The sequence below is a fragment of the Pseudofrankia inefficax genome (assembly GCF_000166135.1).
Taxonomy (GTDB): Bacteria; Actinomycetota; Actinomycetes; order Frankiales; family Frankiaceae; genus Pseudofrankia; species Pseudofrankia inefficax.
In genome coordinates, this window is the sequence record NC_014666.1 from 2,139,979 (window position 1) to 2,162,293 (window position 22,315).

The window sequence follows — 22,315 nt, forward strand, 5'->3', positions numbered from 1 at the left end:
TGCGCGAGCGAGGACAGGCTCAGCCGCGCGGCGGCCAGCCCTGGCCCCGGTCAGTCGTAGGAGTACTCCACGGTCGGGTAATGGCCGTCCCGGACGTCGGCGACATAGGCCCGAGCGGCGTCCCGCAGCGGCGTGCGCAGCTCGGCGAAGCGGCGGACGAACCGGGGCGCGCGACCGGAGGTCAGGCCCGCCATGTCCTGCCAGACGAGCACCTGGGCGTCGCAGTCGGAACCGGCGCCGATGCCGACGGTCGGGATCGTGAGCGCCTTGCTGATGCGGGCGGCGACGTCCGACGGGACGACCTCCAGCACCACCGCGAACGCTCCGGCGGCCTCGATCGCCTGGGCGTCGGCCAGCAGCGCGGCTCCCGCGTCGTCACGGCCCTGCACCCGGTAGCCGCCGAGGGTGTTGATGCTCTGCGGCGTCAGCCCCAGGTGGCCCATCACGGGGATGCCGGCGGACACCAGCAGGTCGACCTGCGGCGCGACCCGGGCGCCGCCCTCCAGCTTGACCGCCTGCGCGCCGCCCTCCTTGAGGAACCGGGTCGCGGTCTCCAGCGCCTGCGCCGGGCTCGCCTGGTAGGAGCCGAACGGCAGGTCGGCGACGACCATCGCGTGCGGCGCGCCGCGGACCACCCCGCGCACCAGCGGCAGCAGCTCGTCGACACTCACCGGGACGGTCGTGTCGTAGCCGTAGACGACGTTGGCGGCGGAGTCACCGACCAGCAGCACCGGGACCTCGGCCTCGTCGAAGATCGACGCGGTCGTGTAGTCGTAGGCGGTCAGCATCGCCCACTTCTCGTGCCGGTCCTTCCAGGTCGCCAGGTCGCGCACGGTGGGGCGGCGGCGTGGCTTCGAGGGCTCGGCGGGCCGGTCGGTCGCCTGCCGGTCGGTGGTCGGAGTCGACGCGCCGTAAAGCGTCGCCATCTCGTGGTCGGTCGCGGAGTTGGGGTGACCCTGAGTAACGGAGCTGCTCATGGAGACTCCTTGATGTCCGTCCGGGCGCGAGGCGCGTCCCGGCGTCGGTCACATGCTGCCACCGCGCCCGCGTCCGCCGAAAGTGGTTCCTGGCTCACACCGGAGCCCGACGGCGGTTGCCAGCTCGGCATGCCCCCTTCGCTGACCTGCGCTTATTCCCGGCTGGCCGCCGTGTCAACCAGATGCACCTCACGAGTCGGCCGCCTACGCTTCGATCTTGAAACAATGGTGGCTCGGGCGGCCGGCGCCAGCACGTCGGCCAGGGAGGAGATACCGGTGCCTGTGGGGGCGAGCCGGGGCATCGCCCGGCCACGAGCAGCAGGCGCACGCCAGTGACGACGGCCGAACTGGGGCGCCACGGCCCGCCCAACCGCCCGGACCGCCCACCGTCGGGGGTGCGCCCGCCGGGGCGGCCGCGGGACGCGCGCGCCGACGGCGCGATCATCGAGGCGACGCTGCAGACGCTCGCGACGACCGGGTTCACCGGCCTGTCGATGGAGGCCGTCGCGGCCCGGGCCAAGGTGGGGAAGGCCACGCTCTACCGGCGCTGGTCCACCAAGGACACGCTGGTCGCCGACGCGCTGGCCACGCTGGTCGAGACGGCCGAACCGGTCGACACCGGCTCGCTGCGCGACGACCTGGTCGCCTGGCTGAACACCGTCCGCCGGCACACCTTCCAGACCCTGTCGGGGCGGATCATGCCCCGGCTGCTCGCCGAGAAGGACTCCCACCCCGAGCTGTTCGAGACCTACCGCCACCAGGTGATCGAGCCGTTCCGGCAGCAGGCCCAGAAGGTGCTCCTGCGCGGCATGGCCTCCGGCGAGCTGCTCCCCGACCTGGACGTGGACCTGATCACCGACATGCTCGTCGGGCCGGTCTCCTACCGGCAGTCGATCAGCGGGCCCAACGAGGTCAGCGGCACCCGGATCAGCCAGGTGGTCGACATCGTCCTCGAGGGCATCCTCGCCCGCCCCGCCGAGCCGGCCGACGACGTGCGGCCAGCCTCCGGGGTGGCCGCCGAGGTGGTGGCCGCCGAGGTGGTGGTCGTGGCCGCCGACCTGGGGGAGAAGGCCGCTACTGGCGAGGCCCCGGAGGCGCTCGCGCTGGACGACGCGGGCTGAAACGTCCCACCGACGGCGCTGGTGTCACCCTGTGTAGCGGTGGCGTCGGCTGAGGCCACCGTGTCCGGAGTAGCATCGGCGAGCGGGGCGAAACCGCCGTGACAGGCACCCGTGACCCCACCGATGTTCGGGTGGGCACGGACGCTCGTTCCCGACCTTTCGACGTATCTCTCTCACGCCGACCCGGGCATGGCCCCGGGCGCCAGACCAGGAGAAACCGGTGTCCGACCTCCGTGTGACCGTCCAGCATGCCGAGCAGCGGGATGATCGGGTGGTCACCACGGGGACGACGGCGGCGGACCTGTTCGCGGCGGACCGGTCGGTCATCGCGGCCCGTGTCGGCGGCCAGCAGCGCGACCTCGCCCACGTGCTGGCCGACGGCGACGTCGTCGAGCCGATCACCGTGGACTCGCCGGACGGCCGGGCGATCGTCCGGCACTCGACCGCGCACGTCGTCGCCCAGGCCGTCCAGGACCTGTTCCCGAAGGCGCGGCTCGGGATCGGGCCGCCGATCCAGAACGGCTTCTACTACGACTTCGACGTCGAGAAGCCCTTCTCCGCCGAGGACCTCAAGGCCATCGAGAAGCGGGCCCGCGAGATCGTCAAGGCCGGCCAGCGGTTCTCCCGCCGGGCCGTCACCGACGACGCCGCGCGCGCGGAGCTGGCCGACGAGCCGTACAAGCTGGAGCTCATCGGCCTGAAGTCGTCGGCCGGCGAGGTGGACGCCAACGACGCGGACGCGGCGGTCGAGGTCGGCGCGGGCGAGCTGACCATCTACGACAACCTCGACGCCAAGACCGGCGAGCTGTGCTGGAAGGACCTCTGCCGCGGCCCACACGTGCCGACCACCCGGCACATCCCGGCGTTCGCGATCCAGCGCTCGGCGGCGGCCTACTGGCGCGGCAGCGAGAAGAACCCGCAGCTGCAGCGCATCTACGGCACCGCCTGGGAGTCGAAGGACGCGCTGGCCGGGCACCTGGCGATGCTGGCCGAGGCGGAGAAGCGCGACCACCGCCGGCTCGGCGCCGAGCTCGACCTGTTCTCGTTCCCGACCGAGCTCGGCCCCGGCCTCGCGGTCTTCCACCCCAAGGGCGGCGCGATCCGCACCGTGATGGAGGACTACTCGCGCCGGCGGCACATCGAGGCCGGCTACGAGTTCGTCAACACCCCGCACATCACCAAGTCGACGCTGTACGAGATCTCCGGGCACCTCGACTGGTTCGCCGACGGTATGTACCCGCCCATGTCGCTCGACGGCGGCACGGACTACTACCTCAAGCCGATGAACTGCCCGATGCACATCCTGATCTTCAAGTCGCGCGGCCGGTCCTACCGGGAGCTGCCGCTGCGGCTGTTCGAGTTCGGGACGGTCTACCGGTACGAGAAGTCCGGCGTCGTGCACGGCCTCACCCGGGTGCGTGGCCTCACCCAGGACGACGCGCATCTTTTCTGCGCCCGCGACCAGCTGCCCGAGGAGCTCGACAGCACCCTGAAGTTCGTGCTCGGCCTGCTGCGCGACTACGGCCTGACCGACTTCTACCTGGAACTGTCGACCCGCCCCGAGGGCAAGGCGATCGGCACCGACGAGGAATGGGAGCAGGCCACCAGCCTGCTGCGCGAGGCCGCCGAGAAGCAGGACCTCGAGCTCGTCATGGACCCGGGTGGCGGCGCCTTCTACGGGCCGAAGATCTCGGTGCAGGCCAAGGACGCGATCGGGCGTACCTGGCAGCTCTCCACGATCCAGGTCGACTTCCAGCTGCCGCAGCGGTTCGACATGGAATACCAGGCCGCGGACGGCACCCGCCAGCGTCCCTTCATGATTCACCGCGCACTGTTCGGCACCATCGAACGGTTCTTCGCGATTCTCCTGGAGCACTACGCCGGTGCCATGCCGCCCTGGCTCGCCCCGGTCCAGGTCGTCGGCATTCCCATCACCGACGAGCACGTCCCGTACCTGAAGGACGTGGCCGCGAAGCTGACGGCGAAGGGAATCCGGGTCGAGGTCGACGCGTCCGACAACCGGATGCAGAAGAAGATCCGCGACGCCCAGAAGCAGAAGGTGCCGTACATGCTCATCGCGGGCGCCGACGACGTCGCCAAGGACGCCGTCTCCTTCCGCTACCGCGACGGCACCCAGCGCAACGCGGTCCCGGTCGACGAGGCCGTCGCCGAGATCCTCGACGCGGTCGAGCGCCGCATCCAGGTCTGAGTTTCGGCTAGCCCCTCGACGGCCCCGGTGTCCACGGACGCCGGGGCCGTTCGTCCGTGATCGGTACGCCCGCCTGGGCTGCGTCAGCTGCGGAAATCCTGGCAACCGTGCGAGATCGGGCGTGACTCGAAACCTGGCGACCGCCCCGGGCTGGCAGTGGTACGAACGCCACCATGCTGGCCATTCGCCCGATGGGGCCTGATGATGTCGGCGCTGCCGAGGCGCTCTCGGCGATCGAGTTCGGCAAGGCGCGCTCATCGGCCCACCAACGGTCGTGGTGCACCCGCACCGAGCATCTCCTGGCCACGGACCCGGGCGGCTGCTGGGTGGCCGACGACGGTGCCGGGCTGGCCGGCTTCGCGGTGTCGTTCCGCCGGGAGTCGAACTGGCTGCTCGCCACCTTCGTCGTCCGCGGCGACCTGCAGGGCGCCGGCCTGGGCCGCCGGCTGCTGGACGCCGCGCTCGCCCACGGCGCTGGCTGCGAGCGAGGGATGCTCTCCGCGTCGGCCGACGTCAAGGCATTCCGGCGGTACCGGGCGGCCGGGTTTTCCCTGCACCCGCAACTGTCCTTCACCGGCCGGGTCGACCGCGCCGCCCTGCCCGCCGGCCTGCCCCCTGTGCGCGAGGGCACAGCCGCCGACCTGGACCTGCTCGATGACCTCGACCGGCGCCGGCGCGGCGCCGCCCACGGCCCGGACCACGCGGTGCTGGCGTCCCACTGCCGGCTGATCGTGCTCGACCGTGCCGCCGGCACCGGGTACGCCTATCTCAACGACGTGGGCGAAGTGGTGCTTCTGTGCGCCACCGATGAAGGCACGGCGACCGCGCTTCTCTGGGAAGCGGCCGCGTCGTCGGAGCCGGACGCCGACTATGAGATCGCGCATGTCACCACCGCCAACGAATGGGCGATCGACGTGGGGCTCGCGGTCCGGCTGGCCCCGGCCACCGAGGGCTACCTCGCGCTGCGCGGCCTCGCGCCGCCCGTTCCCTACCTGCACAACGGCGCGTTGCTGTAGCCAACTGGGCTAAGGGGCGGCGAGCACGCCAGGAAACGGCGAGCACGCCGGTCGCTCAACCTTGGTCGGTGATGCAGTAGGCCAGCCCGACAGGATCACGCATGGCCGTCCAACGGGACCGGTGGGCAACGACCGTGGCGCCGAGGTCGACGTGGCGGCGGGTCTCGGCGGCACGGTCGGTCGTCTCCAGGTCGAGGTGGGCGCGCACCTCACCCGTCGGCTCATCGAGCCGCTGGAGCAGCAGCCGCAGCGGAATGCCGGAAGGCCGGTCAAGGTAGCGGAACTCCGGCCGGATTCCATTGCGCTTCTCCCAGCCGGTCAGGTCGGCCCAGAACGCGCATTCCTCGTCGTACCGGTCCGCCGGGATATCAAGGCAGATCTGGTCGACGAGGGAGGTGTGCCCGCCGGGCCACACCACCGGCTCCGGCCGGATCGATTCGCCTTCGGAGACCTCGCAGAACGTGAAGCCACCCGGTGAGGTCCGTATCCGGAACTCCTGGCCGGCGCGGTGCACGTCGAGGTGTATCCGTGCTGATCCGTCGGCCAGCCGCTGCACCCGTAGAAACGCGTCGCCAGCGCCGGGAACCAGCGTCGCGAACTCCCCGTCGGCTCCGCGCGCCGGTGACAACGTCGTCGCGGTGACCGCCTGCCAGAACGCGACCCCATGCTCGAAGTCGGCGGCGGGAAAGTCGAGGAAGGCCGTCAGCCACACGGGGGTCATTCGCCTCACGATAGCCAGCGCCTGCCTACGCATCGGCCCGGATCTGACCAGTGGACGCCTAGCCGCAGCCGTCGGCGACCGGTGTGGCCTGCCAGGCCCCGCTCGTCCGCTCCAAACACGATCCCGTTCGGCCGTAACCACCTGAGCGGGCGGCGAGCCACCCGCGGGAGGGCGCTCCGGCGCCCGAGCGCGTTCCGCGGTGCGCTGTGGATCTCCGCGTTCCGGTGGCTCCGTAACGGCTTCGATACCAGACCGGCGATCATCGACGGTCGGCGGCGCGGTCACCCGTCATGATCGCCAGCCTGGTATTCAAAGTGTCACCTCACGCCCGAGATACGCCTTTTATCCATACCAGGTTCGCGATCTTGAAGGTCGTGCCCGCCGGAGGCCGCCGAAGATCCGCGACTGGGTATGGGAATCGGCCTCACCCCCGAGCTGGCGACCGGCCGGAGGTGCGGCCCGCCCCCAGCCACCCGGCCCCGTCCGGTGGAAGCTCCGGAGTTCTGCCTGACGGCGGGCAGACTCGGCGCCGAAGTGGCCAGTGGGGTCTCCGGTGACCCAGCCGGCCAGATGGGGGCTTGGCGCTGCGCGGGTCCTGCATGGTGCTGAGTCTCGTCGTGGTCGGGCGGAGGCAGGAGTGGAGTCTGATCCGGCCCGCTCCAGACCTCCGACGATCCAGAGCCAACATGCGGCGCCCAGCCCCTCGATCCCGGGTCACCAGACCGGCCATGATCGCCGCTTTGGCCCTGGGAGGCTTGTAGAAACACGCTCGACCCGACCATCCCAGGGCCGAAACCGCGATCAAGGCCACGCGTAGCCAGGCAGCAGGCTCCGCCGACGCCGAATAGGCCAGCACGACCACCCGAGGGTCGAAACGGCGATCACGGCGCCGGGCCGGCCGTCACGCCGGGCCGGCCTGATTACTGGGTGGGCTTCTCGCGCCAGCGGGAGGTGATGGGCAGGCGGCGGTCGCGGCCGAAGGCCTTGGAGGTGACCTTGGGGCCGGGCGGGTTCTGGCGGCGCTTGTACTCGGCGAGGTCGACGAGCCGGATGACCCGGTCGACGACGGCCGGGTCGTGGCCGGCGGCGACGAGCTCGGCGCGGCCCATGTCCTGGCTGACGTAGTCGTCGAGGACGGGGTCGAGGATGCCGTAGTCGGGGAGCCGGTCGGAGTCGAGCTGGCCGGGCGCCAGCTCCGCCGACGGCGGCTTGGTGATGATGATCTCGGGGATCGGCGGCGTGGCGCCGCGCCGCTCGGCCTCGGCGTTGCGCCAGCGGGACAGCGCCCAGACGTTCGTCTTCGAGACGTCCTTGATCGGGGCGTAGCCGCCGGCCGAGTCGCCGTACAGCGTCGAGAAGCCGGTGGCCAGCTCGCTCTTGTTGCCGGTCGTGAGCACCAGGTGGCCGTGCTCGTTCGACAGTGCCATCAGCAGCGTGCCGCGTACTCGTGCCTGCAGGTTCTCCGCCGCGAGGCCGTGCAGCCCTCCGGTTCCCTCCAACGCGCCGTGGAACGCGTCGACGGTCGGTTGGATCGCGATCACCTCGTGGCGGGTGCCCTGCCGGTGGGCCAGATCAGCGGCGTCCTGGACGGAGCCCGCCGACGAGTGCACCGACGGCATCGCGACCGTGTGCACGGCCTCGGCGCCGAGGGCGTCGACGGCGATCGTCGCGACCAGCGCCGAGTCGATCCCACCGGACAGCCCGAGGACGACCGAGCGGAAGCCGTTCTTGCGCACGTAGTCGCGGGTCCCGGTGACGAGTGCCTCGTACAGCTCGGCCGCCGGGTCGGGCCTGGCCGCGAGGGCCGGCGGCCGGGCCGGGAACGCGGGCAGCGGCTCGGTCGTCAGCTCGCGGCGGGTGACCGTCATCGACGTGCCGTCCAGCGCGTCGACCGGGCCGGTGACCAGCCCGTCCGGGCCCGCCTCGGCGCCCGAAGGCAGGTCGAGATCGACGACCATGAGCGTCTCGGTGAACACCTCGGCGCGAGCGATCACCTGGCCGGCCGCGTCGGCGACCAGCGAGTCTCCGTCGAAGATCAGCTCGTCCTGGCCGCCGACCAGGTTGACGTAGGCGATCGGGGCGCCGGCCTCGACGGCGCGCCGGGCACACAGCTCGTCGCGGTGGTGGGACTTGCCCTGCTCGTAGGGCGAGCCGTTGATGCACAACAGCAGGCCCACGCCCGCGGCGCGGGCGACCGCGACCGGCCCGCCGGCCTGCCAGAGGTCCTCGCAGATCGTCAGCGCTACGTCGACGCCGTGCAGCCGCAGCACCGGGAAGTCGTTGCCCGGCACGAAGTAGCGGAACTCGTCGAAGACGCCGTAGTTCGGCAGGTGGTGCTTCGCGTAGCGGGCGACGACCTCGCCGCGCCAGAGCACGGCCGCGGTGTTCTGCGGCTCCCCGGCCGGGCGCCCGACGGCCGGCGCCGGCGTGGGGGAGGCGTCCAGGTAGCCGACGACGACGGCGATCTCGCCGGCCCCCTCGTCCTCCAGCCGCCGGGCCAGTCGGTGTAGCGCGGCCCGGGAGGCGGCGACGTAGGACCGCCGCAGCACCAGGTCCTCGGGCGGGTAGCCGGTGAGCGTCAGCTCGCCGAAGGCGACGAGGTGCGCTCCTTCGGCCAGTGCCCGCTTCGTCCACGCGCTGACCAGGTCCGCGTTGCCGTCGAGGTCGCCGACGGTCGTGTCCACCTGGGCGAGCGCGATCCGCAGCTGGGGCATGAACCCAGATTACGGCCGACCCCGCCCGCGGAAATGCGCATTCCACCCAGGTGGGGCGGGCTTCACCCCGCCCGGGGAAGCCCGGGGAAGCCCGGGGGAACGACAGCCCGCGGCGGCCCGCCCGCTAACGGCGGGTTCCGGGTTGGTTGCGGCCTGGCAACGACTCGCACATCTGGGCCGTCCAGTCGTTAGTGTCTGAGAACCCCGACGGACGGGCACGCGCACTCTGGGGTCGCCGCCGAGCCGGCCGGCCCGGCGAGGGACGGGCGTGCACGTCTCATCGGCCGGACATGACCGTGGCACGGAGATCGCGACGCCGTAACCTGAGGTCGAGTCCACACCTCGACGTGGAGGGGCCCCCAAATCGGAGGGACGATGGACAAGCAGCAGGAGTTCGTGCTCAGAACGCTGGAGGAGCGGGACATTCGTTTTGTCCGGCTCTGGTTCACCGACGTGCTGGGCGTGCTGAAGTCCGTGGAGATCGCGCCCGCGGAGGTGGAGGGCGCACTGCTGGAGGGGATCGGGTTCGACGGCTCGGCGATCGAGGGGTTCGCCCGGCTGCACGAGGCCGACATGCTCGCCCGGCCCGACCCGTCCACCTTCCAGCTGCTGCCCTGGCGCGGCGAGAAGGCGATGACGGCCAGGATGTTCTGCGACGTCGTCACCCCGGACGGGCTGCCCGCGGTCGCCGACTCGCGGTGGGTGCTGCGCCGGGCGCTGGCGGCCGCCGCCGAGGCCGGGTTCACCTTCTATACCCACCCCGAGATCGAGTTCTTCCTGCTCAAGGAGCCGCCGAAGCGCGGCCAGCCGGTGCCGGGGCCGGTCGACGACTCGGGGTACTTCGACCTCACCCCGAACGACATCAGCCACGACTTCCGCCAGCAGGTCATCGGCATGCTGGAGCGGCTCGGCATCTCGGTCGAGTTCAGCCACCACGAGGTCGCGCCCGGCCAGCAGGAGATCGACCTGCGCTACGCCGACGCGCTCACCATCGCCGACAACGTCATGACGCTGCGCCAGGTCGTCAAGGAGGTGGCGCTGCGGCAGGGCATCTACGCGACCTTCATGCCGAAGCCGTTCACCGAGCACGCAGGCTCCGGGATGCACACCCACATGAGCCTGTTCGAGGGCGACCGCAACGCCTTCTACGACCCGACGGACGACTACCTGCTCTCCAAGGTCGCCAAGGCGTTCATCGCCGGGCTGCTCACGCACGCGGCCGAGATCACCGCGGTCACCAACCAGTGGGTCAACTCGTACAAGCGGCTGATCGGGGACGCCGCCGTCGGCGAGGCCGGCGAGCTGATGGAGGCCCCGGCCTACGCGCTGTGGGGGCACAACATCCGCTCGGGGCTGGTCCGGGTGCCGCTGTACAAGCGGGGCAAGGCGAACACCGCCCGGGTGGAGTTCCGGCTCCCGGACAGCGCCTGCAACCCGTACCTGACGTTCGCGCTGATGCTCGCGGCCGGCCTGCGCGGCATCCAGGGCGGCTACGAGCTGCCGCCGCCGGCCGGCGACGACATCTGGACGCTGACCGACTCGCAGCGTCGCGAGCGGGGGATCCGCCCGCTTCCCGGCTCGCTGGCCGAGGCGACCGCCGTGATGGAGTCCTCGACGCTCGTCCGGGACACCCTCGGCGACGACCTGTTCGAGTTCTTCCTGCGCAACAAGCGGGCCGAATGGGATGGCTACCGGCGTCAGGTCACCCAGTTCGAGATCAACCGGTATCTCCCGCTGCTGTGATCGCCGCGCCTGGTCCCGGCTGACTCGGCCGTAACATAATGGAAACATGATGGTGGGTGTCGAGCGGGGGCACCCGGCGTCGCCCGCTGACGCGGCGTCGGGGCGCGCCGGCCATCCGCGCGGCAGCTCGGCGCCGGCCCAGCTCGCCCGGCTCGGCTTCACCGACGTCGACCGCGTCGCCACCGCGCTGCGCCGGCTCGGCTTCCTCCCGCCGGACGGGCTGCCGCTCGCCGACAACCCCGTCGTCGCCGAGCTGGCCCACGCCGCCGATCCGGACCGGGCCCTCATCGGCCTGGACCGGCTGATCGCGGCCCTGGACTCCGCCGCGGGCCCGGCCGGCCCCGCGGGTCCCGGCCGATCGTCGGCACCGCTGCGCGAGGTGCTCGCCGGCCGGTCCGGGGCGCGCCGGCGCCTGATCGCCGTCCTCGGGGCGAGCCTGGCGCTGGCCGACCATCTCGCGTCGCACCCGGCCGACTGGCGAATCCTGGCCGACGACGAGATCACCAGCGTCGCGCCGGACGCGGCTACCCACCGGGCCCGCCTGCTGACCGCGGTCGGCGCCGATCCGGCGGCGCCGCAGCCGCGGGCGGTCGGCGACGGCCCCGAGGTGCTGGACGAGCTGCGCGTCGCCTACCGCCGGGCCCTGCTGGTACTGGCCGCCCGTGACCTGACCGGAACGGTCAGCGTGGACGACGCGACCGCCGAGCTGGCGGATCTCGCCGCCGCCGCGCTCGACGCGGGTCTCGCCGTCGCCAGGGCGGCCCTGGCACCGACGGCGCCGCCGGTGCGGCTGGCCGTCGTCGCGATGGGCAAGTGCGGCGGCCGGGAGCTGAACTACGTCAGCGACGTCGACGTGCTCTTCATCGCCGAGCCGGCCGCCGGCGGGAACGCCGCCGATCCCGGCGACGACCCCGGCGAGGCCGCGCTGCGGACCGCGACGCGGCTGGCCGAGGGGCTGATGCGTGCCTGCGGCGCGACCACCAGCGAAGGCTCGCTCTTCCAGGTCGACGTCGGGCTGCGGCCCGAAGGCCGCGACGGGGCGCTCGTCCGTACCTTCGCCAGCCACCGGGCCTACTACCGGCGCTGGGCGCGAACCTGGGAGTTCCAGGCGCTCCTGAAGGCCAGACCCATCGCGGGCGACCTCGAACTGGGCGCCGAGTTCTGCGCGATGGTCGAGCCACTGGTCTGGTCGGCCGCCTCCCGGCCCAACTTCGTCACCGACATCCGGGCGATGCGCAAGCGCGTGGAGGCGTCGGTCGCCGGTCGTGGCGGCGAGCGGAACATCAAGCTCGGCCCCGGCGGCCTGCGCGACGTCGAGTTCGCCGTCCAGCTGCTCCAGCTGGTGCACGGCCGTACCGACAAGAAGCTGCACGTCCGGGCCACGCTCGACGCGATCGACGGGCTCGCCCGCGGCGGCTACGTCGGTCGCCGCGACGCCACCAGCCTGGCGGCCGCCTACCGGTTCCTGCGCGCCGTCGAGCACCGGCTGCAGCTGCGGCGGCTGCGGCGCACCCACGTGTTGCCGCGCGACGCCGACGAGCTGCGCTGGCTCGGCCGGTCGCTCGGGATGCTCGATGCCGACGAGTTCGCCGCCGAGCACGCGCATACCGCCACCTCGGTGCGCCAGCTGCACGAGAAGCTCTTCTTCCAGCCGCTGCTGGAGGCGGTCGCCCGGCTGTCCGAGGAGGAGGTGCGGCTGACCCCGGGCGAGGCCGCCGACCGTCTCGCCGCGCTCGGCTTCGCCTACCCGTACCGGTCCCTGAAGCACATCGAGGCGCTCACCGCCGGGGTCAGCCGGACGGCGGTCATCCAGCGGCATCTGCTGCCGACGATGCTGCCGGCGTTCGCGGACGCCGCCGACCCCGATGCCGGCCTGCTCGCGTACCGGCAGGTCAGCGAGGCGCTCGGCCAGGTGCCCTGGTACCTGCGGCTGCTGCGCGACTCGGCCGGCGCCGCCGACCGGCTCGCCCGCGTGCTCGCCGCCAGCGGCTACGTCGCCGCGCTGATGCGGGCCGCGCCCGAGTCGGTGCGGCTGCTGCGCACCGAGGACGACCTGCGCCCGGTCGGCCGCGACGAGCTGGCCCGCACCCTGCTCGCCGTCGCCCGGCGCAACCAGAACCCCGCCGACGCGGTCACCCGGGCCCGGGCGATCCGCCGCGTCGAGCTGGTCCGGGTCGCCTGCGCCGATCTGCTGGGCCTGCTGGACGTCACCGCCGTCGGGACGGCGCTGACCGCGGCGGCGGCCGCGACGATCGAGGCCTCCCTGCTGGTCGCCCGCCGCACCGTCACCCGTCGGGTGGCGGCCGGCCGGCCCCCGGCGGACCGCTTCGCCGATCTCCACGAACCCCCCGGTGGGACCGGCGCCGGCGAACCAGATGATCTTCACGGGCCTCGGCGTGCGCCGTCGGCGGGCAGCCCGCTCGCCGGGGAGCCGGCGCGGATCGCGGTGATCGCCATGGGCCGGCTCGGCGGCGGCGAGATGTCCTACGGCAGCGACGCGGACGTGGTGTTCGTCCATGCTCCGGCGACGGGTGTCGACCCGGCCCAGGCGGGGGCGTACGCGACGGCGGTCATCGAGGAGCTGGTCCGGCTGCTGGCCCAGCCGGGGTCGGACCCCGCGCTTCGCCTCGATCTCGGCCTGCGGCCGGAGGGCCGCAATGGCCCGGTCACCCGCGACCTCGACGGCTACGCCGCCTACTACCGCCGCTGGGCGCTGGGCTGGGAGAAGCAGGCGCTGCTGCGCACCCGCGGGCTCGCCGGTGACCCGGAGCTGGCGGCCCGGTTCGTCGAGCTGGTGGACGAGGTCCGCTACCCGGCCGAGCTGCCGGTGGGCGCGATCGCCGAGGTGGCCCGGCTTCGTGACCGGATGGCGGTCGAACGGGTGCCCCGGGGCATCGACCGGTCCCTGCACGTCAAGTTCGGCCCCGGCGGGCTGATGGACGTCGAATGGGCCGTCCAGATCCTGCAGCTGCGGCACGCCCACGACCGCCCGGACCTCAGGGTGACCGGCACGATGGGTGCGCTGCGCGCGCTCGTCACCGCCGGTCTGCTCGACGGTGCCGAGGCCGAGGTCCTGCGCGCCGCCTGGCTGTCCGCGTCTCGGGTCCGCAACGCCGTGATGCTCGCCCGTGGCGCCCCCGGCGACCAGATCCCGCGCACGACCCCGGCTCTCGACCGCGTCGCCGGCGTCCTCGGCTATCCGTTGGACCGCGCTACCAATCTCCCGACCGACCACCGCCAGATCGCGTCGAGGGCCCGCCGCATCGTCGACGACATCTTCTCCCGCGAACAGCCCTGATCCCCGCGGACCTGCCAGCGCACGGGGTGTTCCGGCCCGGACCGTGATGCCCGCGGCCGGTCGGGCGGCTCAGCCGCGGTAACCGGGCGGGGCAGTGGTGGTGGCCGCGGCGGCCTTCAACGGGACGGGCAGGGCGCCGGCGGCGAGGATCGCGGCCAGCCGGTGGGAGTCGGCCTCGGTGAGGTCGCCGGAGACCACGGCGTCACCCTGGATGGTCTCGTTGACCGTGGGCGCGGACTGGACCACGCCGTCGACGACCATGGCCAGCTGCTGGCCGACGCTGCGGGCGGTCAGCGCGGTGAAGCGCTGCTGGCCGGAGGGGGTGAAGGCGACCTCGACGGCCCAGTCGCCGCCGTTGGCCGCGCTGGTCACCTGGCGCACGTCGCCGCGCTCGATCTCCGCCGGCTGGACCAGGTACTTGACCGTCCCGGTCCGGTCGCACGCGGCGGCCGGCAGGGTGGGAGCGACCGAGGTCGCCGCCGGGGCCGTGGAATATCGGGCGGATCTCGAGAGTGCCGGTGGCCCCCACCGCGCCGACGAGGTTCGCGGACCCGGCCGGCACCGCGAGCAGCACCGACTGGCCGTTGTCCGCTGGCTCGACCCGCGCGCCGGTGATACCGAGATCGGCGGCCCGCGCCCGCAGGATCGTCACGGTCTGGTCCAGCTCGGTGCCCGTCAGCGCTCGGTCCGGGGTCAGCACGACGTACCGCACGGTGGCGCCGGTGTCCGACCCGTCCATCTTGTGCTCTCGGTGGCCGGCCCGCCACTGTCGCGCATCACCTGGTCCAGGGCTGGCGCCAGCCGGTGGCCGGCCGCCAACGACAGCGCCGCCGGTTCCCGCGGGGAACCGGCGGCGCCGGGTGGAGCTGGTGTCCTACCTGAGGATCAGGTCAGACACTGACGGGCTGGACGGCCGCGGCCTGCTCCGGGACGAACAGGACTGGCTTCTCGCCGGCCAGCGCGCTGCAGGTGGTGTCGATCATCAGCGCGGAGACGATGTACGGGTCCATGTTCGCGTTCGGGCGCCGGTCCTCGAGCCACCCCTTGCGGGCCTTGGAGACGGCCCACGGGATACGGATCGACGCGCCGCGGTCCGAGTCGCCCCAGGAGAACTTGTTCCACGGAGCGGTCTCGTGCTTGCCGGTGAGGCGGTCCTGGATGCCGTAGCCGTAGTTGGTGACGTGCTCCATGACGCGCGTGCCGAGCGCCTCGCAGCAGGTGACGATCGCGTCCCAGCTCTCCATGGTCTGCTTCGTGGAGAAGTTGGTGTGCGCGCCCGCGCCGTTCCAGTCGCCGGGCATCGGCTTGGCGGCGAAGCTCACCGACGCGCCGAAGTCCTCGGCGATGCGGTGCAGCAGCCAGCGGCCGACCCAGATCTGGTCACCGATCGCCGGCGCCGGCAGCACGCCGATCTGGAACTCCCACTGGCCCATCATGACCTCGGCGTTGGTGCCCTCGATCGCGAGGCCGGCGTCGAGGCACGCCTGGGTGTGCTTCTCGACGATGTCCCGCCCGGGCATCTTCTCGCCGCCGACGCCGCAGTAGTACGGCCCCTGCGCCTCCGGGAAGCCGGTGGCCGGCCAGCCCAGCGGGCGGCCGTTCTGGAAGAAGGTGTACTCCTGCTCGATGCCGAAGTGCGGCGCGAAGTCCGCGTACTTCTCGGCGAGCAGACGGGCCTTGGCCCGGGTGTTGGTCGGGTGGGGGGTGAAGTCGGTCAGCTCCACCTCGCACAGGACCAGGATGTTGTCACCGCCGCGCAGCGGGTCCGGGCAGACGAACACCGGGCGCAGGACGCAGTCCGAGTTCGAACCCGGGGCCTGGTTGGTGCTGGAGCCGTCGAAGCCCCAGATCTCCGGCTCCTTGCCGTCCTTGATGATCCGGGTCTTGCTGCGCAGCAGCGGCTCCGGCTCGGTGCCGTCGATCCAGATGTACTCGGCCTGATAGCTCACACAAACTCCCCGTGATCGTCAAGGTCTAGACAGGCGACGGCGCGGTCGGCCGGGGGAGGGCCGACACTGGTCGCGAGTGGCGGGAGGATCCGTCTGGAGCCTCGCGGGGCGGGGTTTCCCCTCAGTTCCCGCCCTGTTAAATCTGGGTCTCAGGCTCGTGTGTTGACGCTGGACCGGCTCGCCCGCCTGCCATCCGGGCCGGGGAGTGGCTGAAATCACCGTGAAACACGGCTCGTGCCACATCCCGGTAGAAGAATCGGCCCCGAGGCCGGCCCGGATCGGGCCGGCCTCGGCCGGGATACCGGCGGCCGCACGGGCGCGGTAGTCGCCGCGAAACGAGCCGTCACATTTTTCCCAAAGGCCGGCCGTGACGGCGTGAAAAAGCCCGGGAAAGGCGGAGCCCCACCGCCCGGCTGGGGCGGTGGGGCTCGTCCGGATATTCCCGGCCTTTGGCTGGGCTGCCTCAGATGTCGTAGTAGAGCTCGAACTCGAACGGGTGCGGACGCAGTCGGATGGCGTCGACCTCGTTGGTGCGCTTGTAGTCGAGCCAGGTCTCGATCAGGTCCGGGGTGAACACGTCGCCCGCGGTGAGGAACTCGTTGTCCTCCTCCAGGTGCTCCAGCACCGCCTCCAGCGAGCCGGGAACCTGCGGCACGGAGGCGAGCTCGTCCGGGGGCAGCTCGTAGAGGTCCTTGTCGATCGGGTCGCGCGGCTCGATCTTGTTCTTGATCCCGTCCAGCCCGGCCATCAGCATCGCGGAGAACGCCAGGTACGGGTTGCAGCTCGGGTCGGGCACCCGGAACTCGATCCGCTTCGCCTTCGGCGAGTCGCCGCCCAGCGGGATCCGGCAGCACGCGGACCGGTTGCGGGCGGAGTAGACCAGGTTCACCGGTGCCTCGTAGCCGGGCACGAGGCGCCGGTAGGAGTTCGTCGTCGGGTTCGTGAACGCCAGCAGCGCCGGGGCGTGGTGCAGCAGGCCGCCGATGTAGTGGCGGGCGAGCTCCGACAGGCCGCCGTAGCCCTCGGGGCTGTAGAACAGCGGCCCGTCGTCCTTCCAGAGGCTCTGGTGGACGTGCATGCCCGAGCCGTTGTCCTGGAAGAGCGGCTTCGGCATGAACGTGACCGTGCGGCCCCGGTCGCGGGCGACGTTGCGGATCACGTACTTGTAGAGCATCAGGTTGTCGGCGGTCTTCAGCAGCGTGTCGAACCGGAAGTCGATCTCCGCCTGGCCCGCGGTGCCCACCTCGTGGTGCTGCATCTCGACGGTGATGCCGACCTTCATCAGCGTCTTCACCATCTCGGAGCGCAGGTCGGTGAAGTGGTCGGTCGGTGGCACCGGGAAGTAGCCGCCCTTGTAGCGCGGCTTGTAGCCCAGGTTGCCGCCGTCCTCCTTGCGCGCGCTGTTCCAGGCGGCCTCGACCGAGTCGACCCGGTGCAGCGAGCCGTACGGGGTGTACTCGTAGCGGATGTCGTCGAAGATGTAGAACTCCGCCTCCGGCCCGAAGTAGGCCGTGTCCGCGATTCCCGAGCCGCGCAGGTAGGCCTCCGCCTTGCGGGCCACGTTGCGCGGGTCGCGGGAGTACTCCTCCTTGGTGATCGGGTCGTGGATGAAGAAGGTCATCGCGAGCGTCCGGTGCTCGCGGAACGGGTCGAGAAAAGCGGTCCGGGGGTCGGGCAACAGCAGCATGTCCGACTCATGGATAGCCTGGAAACCGCGGATGGAGGACCCGTCGAACATCAGGCCGTCGGTGAAGATCGACTCCGTGAAGACCTCCGTCGGAATCGTGAAGTGCTGCATGATCCCCGGCAGGTCGCAGAAACGGACGTCGATGAACTCGACGTTCTCGTCCCTGATGTAGCGGAGTACTTCGTCGGCGTTGGCGAACATTCACCCTCCACCTGTATGGTGTCGCTTCCCGGTCCGACAGGATACCCATGTCCGGACGCGCTGCGTAACCCTGCGGTGTGATGGGCACATGGCGGTCATGTTTCGCCGGGGTAGCCTGGTGCGTGTTCGTCACGATGGGTGACCGTTTTCTGGCCGGATCCCGGGACGCATAAGCTTGCGCCGTGCGACAGGAGCTCGGACGCTGGTTGGAAGGCCCTGGATCCGTGCGCGCCGACGCGGGCGGCCCACCGGGGGAGAGGCTGGGGCTGCCAGCCGAGGGCCCCGGCTCGCTCGCGAGCCTCGGCGCGCGGTTCGGCGCCTACGTGGTCGACGGGATACTCGCCAACCTGCTGGCCGGCGTGCCCGCCCTGTTCGGCGTCGCCCTGTCGGGCTCGGCCCGCGGCCTCGTGGTCTACGGGATCTTCCTGCTCGAGGAGCTGGTGCTGCTCAGCCTGACCGGGCAGACGATCGGCATGCGCCTGTTCGGCCTCGGGGTCGTCCGCGTTCCCGGCGGTGGCCGCCAGCGGTTCCCGCTGATCCTGGTGCGCACCGTGCTGCTCGGCCTGCTGCTCCCGGTCTTCTTCGTCGACCGTGACCTGCGCGGCCTGCATGACCGCGCCGCCGGCACGGCCCCGGTCCGCGTCGGCAGGCGCGGCTGAGCGCCCCGACCTGGGGCGCTTCCTAGCGGATCTTGCCGCGCGGGACGTTGCGGGGGACCGGGCCCTTCGGGATCGGCAGCGATGGCCCGGAGCCGGCGACGGCCTTGAGCCGGCGGTCGAGCTGGTCGACCTCGCCGCGCTTCAGCGTCCGGCGCATCCGCATCAGGGTCGGCTGCAGCTTCGGCAGCGGGACCTCGCCCTCGCCGGTGCCGACGACGATGTCGGTGATCGGCACGTCCCCGGCGACCTTGCGGATCCGGCGGATCTCGGTGGCGAGCAGCTCGCGGGCGCCGCGGCCCCGCCCCTCGGCGATGATGATGATGCCGGCCCGGCCGACGACCCGGTGCACGACGTCCTGGTTCCGGTTGACCTGGACGGCCGGGGTCAGCCGCCAGTCACCGCGCATCCGCTCGACGATGCCCGCGGCGGCGCCTGGCTTGCCCTCCAGCTCGGCGTAGGCGCTGTTCTGCACCCGCCGGCTGAACAGGTTGACCGCGACCAGCAGGCCGAGCAGCACCGCGAACGGCGCCCACAGCCAGATCGGCCCGATGAGGAAGCCCAGCACGAGGAGCACGGCGAACGGGGCCAGGAAACCGCCCAGCAGGATCGGCACCAGCTTCGAGTCGCGCTCGCGCGTGACCTTGAAGACGAGCCTGATCTGCCGCATCCGGTTCTTGAAGCCGGACTCGCCGTCAGCCTGGTTCCCAGGGCCCGCGCCGTTGCTCGTGGGGCCCTTCGCGCCGCGTGTCGTGGGCGATGCCGGAGCGGGGGCGGCGCCCGCCGGCTTCTTCCTCAGTGCCATGCCCGCGAGCCTACGGCTTTTGGCCACGGGCGCGATCCGCAGGCCCGGGCGCCGGGCCGCCGGAGGTGCCGCGCGTGCCGTCAGCGGTGCGCGATGGCCGCCCGTGCCGGAGCCGGCGTCGGGATCGCCGGCACGATCGCGCGGGCGGCGCCGGCTCCTCGCGGCGTCACCGGGGCGAGCGCGCCGACGGATCCGGTGCCGCCGTCGGCCCAGCGGTAGCCGGAGGTCACATGCAGGTCGGTGGCCGCCCGCCAGGCGTTGCGGCGGGCGGTGCGCTGCCCGCCGTGCGGCAGGATCAGCAGGGTCAGTTCTTCGAGCGTGGACAGCATGGAGCGGAACACAGCGGGTTTGCCCTCCCGACGCGGTCGTCGTTCTCCCGACGCGGTCGTCGTCCCACCGGTGCGCGGAAGCTGCCGAGCGCCGGTCACTCGCGGGGGGGCCGGCAGGCCGCTGCCCGAGTGACGACGCCGCCCGAGCCGGGCCCGCGCCCGAGTACCCCCGTGTCCGAGTTGCCCCGTATCCGAGTTCGTGACGCTGTGAGACGTGCCGTGACGCTGTCCGTGAGCCTAGTCGCGTACCGGAGCGGTCACCACTCGTATCGGTGCCGGGCGTGCGTGTTCTTGGGCACAACGTGAGGTCATCGCACCCCTACAAGTGGGCAACGCCTTGGCTCGACCGGGCGGCGATGGCCTGCTGGTAAAGCCGCCCGGCGCGGTACGACGAGCGGACGAGCGGCCCCGCGAGGACGCCGGCGAAGCCGATCTGCTCGCCACGCTCGGCCCAGGCGACGAACTCCTCCGGGCGCACCCAGCGCTCGACCGGGTGGTGGCGTGGGGTCGGGCGCAGGTACTGGGTGACGGTCAGCAGGTCGCAGCCCGCGGCGTGCAGGTCGGTCATCGCGGTCTCGATCTCGGCGTCGGTCTCGCCCAGGCCGAGGATGAGGTTCGACTTCGTGACGAGGCCGGCCGCGCGGGCGGCGGTGAGCACCTGCAGGGAGCGCTCGTAGCGGAACGCGGGCCGGATCCGCTTGAAGATCCGGGGGACGGTCTCGAGGTTGTGGGCCAGCACCTCGGGCGCCGCGTCGAACACCTCGGCCAGCTGGTCCGGCTGGCCGCCGAAGTCGGGGATGAGCACCTCGACGCCGGTGCCCGGCGAGCCGGCGTGCACGGCCCGGACGGTCTCGGCGTACAGCCACGAGCCGCCGTCGGGCAGGTCGTCGCGGGCGACGCCGGTGATGGTGGCGTAGCGCAGCCCCATGGTGGCGACCGACTCGGCGACCCGGCGCGGCTCGTCGACGTCCAGCGGGGTGGGCCGGCCGGTGTCGATCTGGCAGAAGTCACACCGGCGGGTGCAGACGTCGCCGCCGATCAGGAACGTCGCCTCCCGGTCTTCCCAGCATTCGTAGATGTTGGGGCAGCCGGCCTCCTCGCACACCGTGTGCAGGCCTTCGGCGCGGACCAGGTTCTTGATGTCGGTGTACTCGGGCCCCGTGCGCAGCCGGGTCCGGATCCACGGCGGCTTGCGCTCGATCGGCGTGGCCGCGTTGCGCGCCTCCAGCCGCAGCAGCGGGCGTCCCTCCGCGGCGGCGGGTCCGGCGCTCACGCCGACACCGCCGCGGCCGTCGGCAGGATCGCGCCGTCGCCGGACGACGGGCGGCCACCGGCCAGGAAGGCCTCCAGGTGGTGGAGCATGTGCCGCTCGACGACCGGGCGGGCCTCGGCGACCGTGACGGTCCGGCCGAGCTCCCCGGTGAGGCTGCCGGCGCTCGCGTCGGTGATGCCGCAGGCGATGATCCGGCTGAAGGCGGCCAGGTCGGGCTCGCAGTTGAGCGCGAAGCCGTGGGAGGTGACGCCCTGGCGGACCCGGATGCCGATCGCGCCGAGCTTGCGGCCGTCGTCCATGGTCCAGACGCCGGACCGGCCCTCGACCCGGTGCGTCGGCACGCCGAACTCGGCGCAGACGGCGATCATGGCGTCCTCCAGCACCCGGACGTAGGCGACCACGTCCAGCGGGCGGGGCAGCGCGAGGATCGGGTAGCCGACCAGCTGGCCCGGCCCGTGCCAGGTGATCTTGCCGCCTCGGTCGACGTCGACGACCGGGGTGCCGTCGAACGGGCGCTCCGCGTCCTCCGTGCGCCGGCCGGCGGTGTAGACGTCCGGATGCTCCAGCAGGATCAGCGTGTCGGGAGCCTCGCCGGCGCCGCGTTTCGCCGCCAGGTCGCGTTGCAGCTCCCACGCCTCGAGGTATGGAACCACCGGCAGCCGGAGAACATCCACCAGGTCAGCCTACAACCAGCGCGCCGCTCCGCCTTACCACATGATCGCTACCACGGGAGCCCGAGCGGCGCCGACGGACCGCGTCGGCGCGGGTGCCCTCAGCCGCGCGGGTCCGGCACGCGCGGGTCCGGCAGGAGCCTCGGCTCGACGGCGCTCTCCACGACCGCTCCGTCGTCGCTCAGCTCGATCCGCCAGGCCTTCGCGCCCGGCCGGTCGGCGACCGCCTCGACCAGCTCGGTGCCCCGGAAGTGCAGGCCGACGCCGTCGTCGGTGGCCCAGCCGGGTGGCAGGACGCCGTCGCCGACGAGCTTCTGGTAGAGCGGCCGGCGGCCGGGCTCCGAGTCGTAGTGCGGGGTGTTGCTGAACGGCAGCAGCGCCAGCCCGGTCGTGACCGGGCGCAGCTCGGGCCCGAACGAGTCGGTGGTACCACCGACGTGCCAGCACAGCGACCCGGCGGACACCCCGGCGAGCACCACCCCGGCCCGCCAGGCGTCCGCGAGGATCTCCGGCAGGCCATGGGTGCGCCAGACGGCGAGCAGGTTCGCGACGCTGCCGCCGCCGACCCAGATGACGTCCTGGGACAGCAGGTGCGCGCGCACGTCGTCGACGTTGGGCATCGGGAACAGCGCCAGGTGGCTGGCCCGGACGTCCGGGCGATCACGGCTCATGGCCTCGTACCACCGCAGGTAGGCGACCGGGTGGTCGCCGAGCGCGGTCTCCAGCAGGCAGACGCGTGGCCGCTCCTGGGCCTCGGACAGCGCGATCGCGTGTTCGATCATCGGCCCGATCCGGGCGCCGCCCCGGCCGTCCGGGCGGTAGCCGGCGCTGGTCGCGAGGATGTTCACCGCTGGGCTCCCGTCTGCGTGGACCGCCTCGGGCTTCGGGGCGGACGTGGCCGGCTCGCCGGTCACTGCCAAGAAGTTATCCACAACCCACGGCAGA

Annotated in this window: 17 protein-coding genes; 6 read left to right on the top strand and 11 right to left on the bottom strand. The window is 72.2% G+C overall.

The genetic code is table 11. The features are described from left to right. Positions 1–50: 50 nt before the first annotated feature. Positions 51–977 (bottom strand): 3-methyl-2-oxobutanoate hydroxymethyltransferase, encoded by a 927-nt coding sequence (gene panB / locus FRAEUI1C_RS08645; protein ID WP_013422916.1) that lies wholly within the window; start codon positions 975–977, stop codon positions 51–53. 332 nt (positions 978–1,309) lie between these two features. Here panB and FRAEUI1C_RS08650 point away from each other — a divergent pair, with 332 nt between their 5' ends. The 3 genes from FRAEUI1C_RS08650 (at position 1,310) to FRAEUI1C_RS08660 (ending at position 5,323) form a co-directional block, all read left to right on the top strand. Further along, positions 1,310–2,098: a TetR/AcrR family transcriptional regulator gene (locus tag FRAEUI1C_RS08650; RefSeq protein ID WP_013422917.1), complete on the top strand. Its 789-nt coding sequence runs from the start codon at positions 1,310–1,312 to the stop codon at positions 2,096–2,098. A gap of 220 nt (positions 2,099–2,318) precedes the next feature. Beyond that, complete coding sequence (thrS, locus tag FRAEUI1C_RS08655) at positions 2,319–4,307, top strand: threonine--tRNA ligase (RefSeq protein WP_013422918.1); 1,989 nt, start codon at positions 2,319–2,321, stop codon at positions 4,305–4,307. 191 nt (positions 4,308–4,498) lie between these two features. Next, on the top strand, positions 4,499–5,323 hold the full coding sequence (locus FRAEUI1C_RS08660) for a GNAT family N-acetyltransferase (RefSeq protein WP_157734868.1): 825 nt from the start codon (positions 4,499–4,501) through the stop codon (positions 5,321–5,323). 55 nt (positions 5,324–5,378) lie between these two features. On the opposite strand, the gene FRAEUI1C_RS08665 is transcribed toward FRAEUI1C_RS08660, so the two are convergent. Then, entirely contained in the window at positions 5,379–6,044 is a 666-nt protein-coding gene (locus FRAEUI1C_RS08665; RefSeq protein WP_041259076.1) for a VOC family protein, read from the bottom strand. 920 nt (positions 6,045–6,964) lie between these two features. After that, complete coding sequence (locus tag FRAEUI1C_RS08670) at positions 6,965–8,758, bottom strand: NAD+ synthase (RefSeq protein ID WP_013422921.1); 1,794 nt, start codon at positions 8,756–8,758, stop codon at positions 6,965–6,967. A 375-nt stretch (positions 8,759–9,133) separates the two neighbouring features. On the opposite strand from FRAEUI1C_RS08670, the gene FRAEUI1C_RS08675 reads away from it, so the two are divergent. Beyond that, positions 9,134–10,501, top strand: a complete 1,368-nt coding sequence (locus FRAEUI1C_RS08675) for a glutamine synthetase family protein (protein WP_013422922.1) — start codon at positions 9,134–9,136, stop codon at positions 10,499–10,501. Between the two features lie 49 nt (positions 10,502–10,550). After that, positions 10,551–13,799 (top strand): bifunctional [glutamine synthetase] adenylyltransferase/[glutamine synthetase]-adenylyl-L-tyrosine phosphorylase, encoded by a 3,249-nt coding sequence (locus tag FRAEUI1C_RS08680; protein WP_013422923.1) that lies wholly within the window; start codon positions 10,551–10,553, stop codon positions 13,797–13,799. A 69-nt stretch (positions 13,800–13,868) separates the two neighbouring features. On the opposite strand, the gene FRAEUI1C_RS42140 is transcribed toward FRAEUI1C_RS08680, so the two are convergent. From FRAEUI1C_RS42140 to glnA, 3 genes are all read right to left on the bottom strand, one after another. Next, positions 13,869–14,423 carry a SecDF P1 head subdomain-containing protein gene (locus FRAEUI1C_RS42140; protein ID WP_438270026.1) on the bottom strand — a complete coding sequence of 185 codons (555 nt, stop codon included), beginning with the start codon at positions 14,421–14,423 and terminating at the stop codon, positions 13,869–13,871. Positions 14,424–14,689: 266 nt separating this feature from the next. Then, positions 14,690–15,748, bottom strand: a complete 1,059-nt coding sequence (gene glnII, locus FRAEUI1C_RS08695; RefSeq protein WP_013422924.1) for a glutamine synthetase GlnII — start codon at positions 15,746–15,748, stop codon at positions 14,690–14,692. A 463-nt stretch (positions 15,749–16,211) separates the two neighbouring features. Then, complete coding sequence (gene glnA / locus FRAEUI1C_RS08700; protein WP_013422925.1) at positions 16,212–17,636, bottom strand: type I glutamate--ammonia ligase; 1,425 nt, start codon at positions 17,634–17,636, stop codon at positions 16,212–16,214. 182 nt (positions 17,637–17,818) lie between these two features. On the opposite strand from glnA, the gene FRAEUI1C_RS08705 reads away from it, so the two are divergent. Beyond that, the gene (locus FRAEUI1C_RS08705) at positions 17,819–18,295 is read left to right on the top strand and encodes an RDD family protein (protein ID WP_157734871.1); all 477 of its coding nucleotides are present in this window, start codon (positions 17,819–17,821) and stop codon (positions 18,293–18,295) included. 22 nt (positions 18,296–18,317) lie between these two features. On the opposite strand, the gene FRAEUI1C_RS08710 is transcribed toward FRAEUI1C_RS08705, so the two are convergent. The 5 genes from FRAEUI1C_RS08710 to FRAEUI1C_RS08730 all read right to left on the bottom strand — a co-directional run bounded on the left by FRAEUI1C_RS08710 (position 18,318) and on the right by FRAEUI1C_RS08730 (position 22,218). After that, positions 18,318–19,097 carry a DUF4191 domain-containing protein gene (locus FRAEUI1C_RS08710; protein WP_013422927.1) on the bottom strand — a complete coding sequence of 260 codons (780 nt, stop codon included), beginning with the start codon at positions 19,095–19,097 and terminating at the stop codon, positions 18,318–18,320. 80 nt (positions 19,098–19,177) lie between these two features. Then, on the bottom strand, positions 19,178–19,426 hold the full coding sequence (locus FRAEUI1C_RS08715) for a hypothetical protein (protein ID WP_232425346.1): 249 nt from the start codon (positions 19,424–19,426) through the stop codon (positions 19,178–19,180). A gap of 319 nt (positions 19,427–19,745) precedes the next feature. Then, positions 19,746–20,699, bottom strand: coding sequence for a lipoyl synthase (lipA, locus tag FRAEUI1C_RS08720; protein WP_013422929.1), 954 nt, complete (start codon positions 20,697–20,699; stop codon positions 19,746–19,748). After that, positions 20,696–21,373, bottom strand: coding sequence for a lipoyl(octanoyl) transferase LipB (gene lipB, locus FRAEUI1C_RS08725; RefSeq protein WP_013422930.1), 678 nt, complete (start codon positions 21,371–21,373; stop codon positions 20,696–20,698). Before lipB ends, lipA begins: the two co-directional genes overlap by 4 nt. Before the next feature lie 98 nt (positions 21,374–21,471). Continuing rightward, positions 21,472–22,218 (bottom strand): Type 1 glutamine amidotransferase-like domain-containing protein, encoded by a 747-nt coding sequence (locus tag FRAEUI1C_RS08730; protein ID WP_013422931.1) that lies wholly within the window; start codon positions 22,216–22,218, stop codon positions 21,472–21,474. Positions 22,219–22,315: the final 97 nt, after the last annotated feature.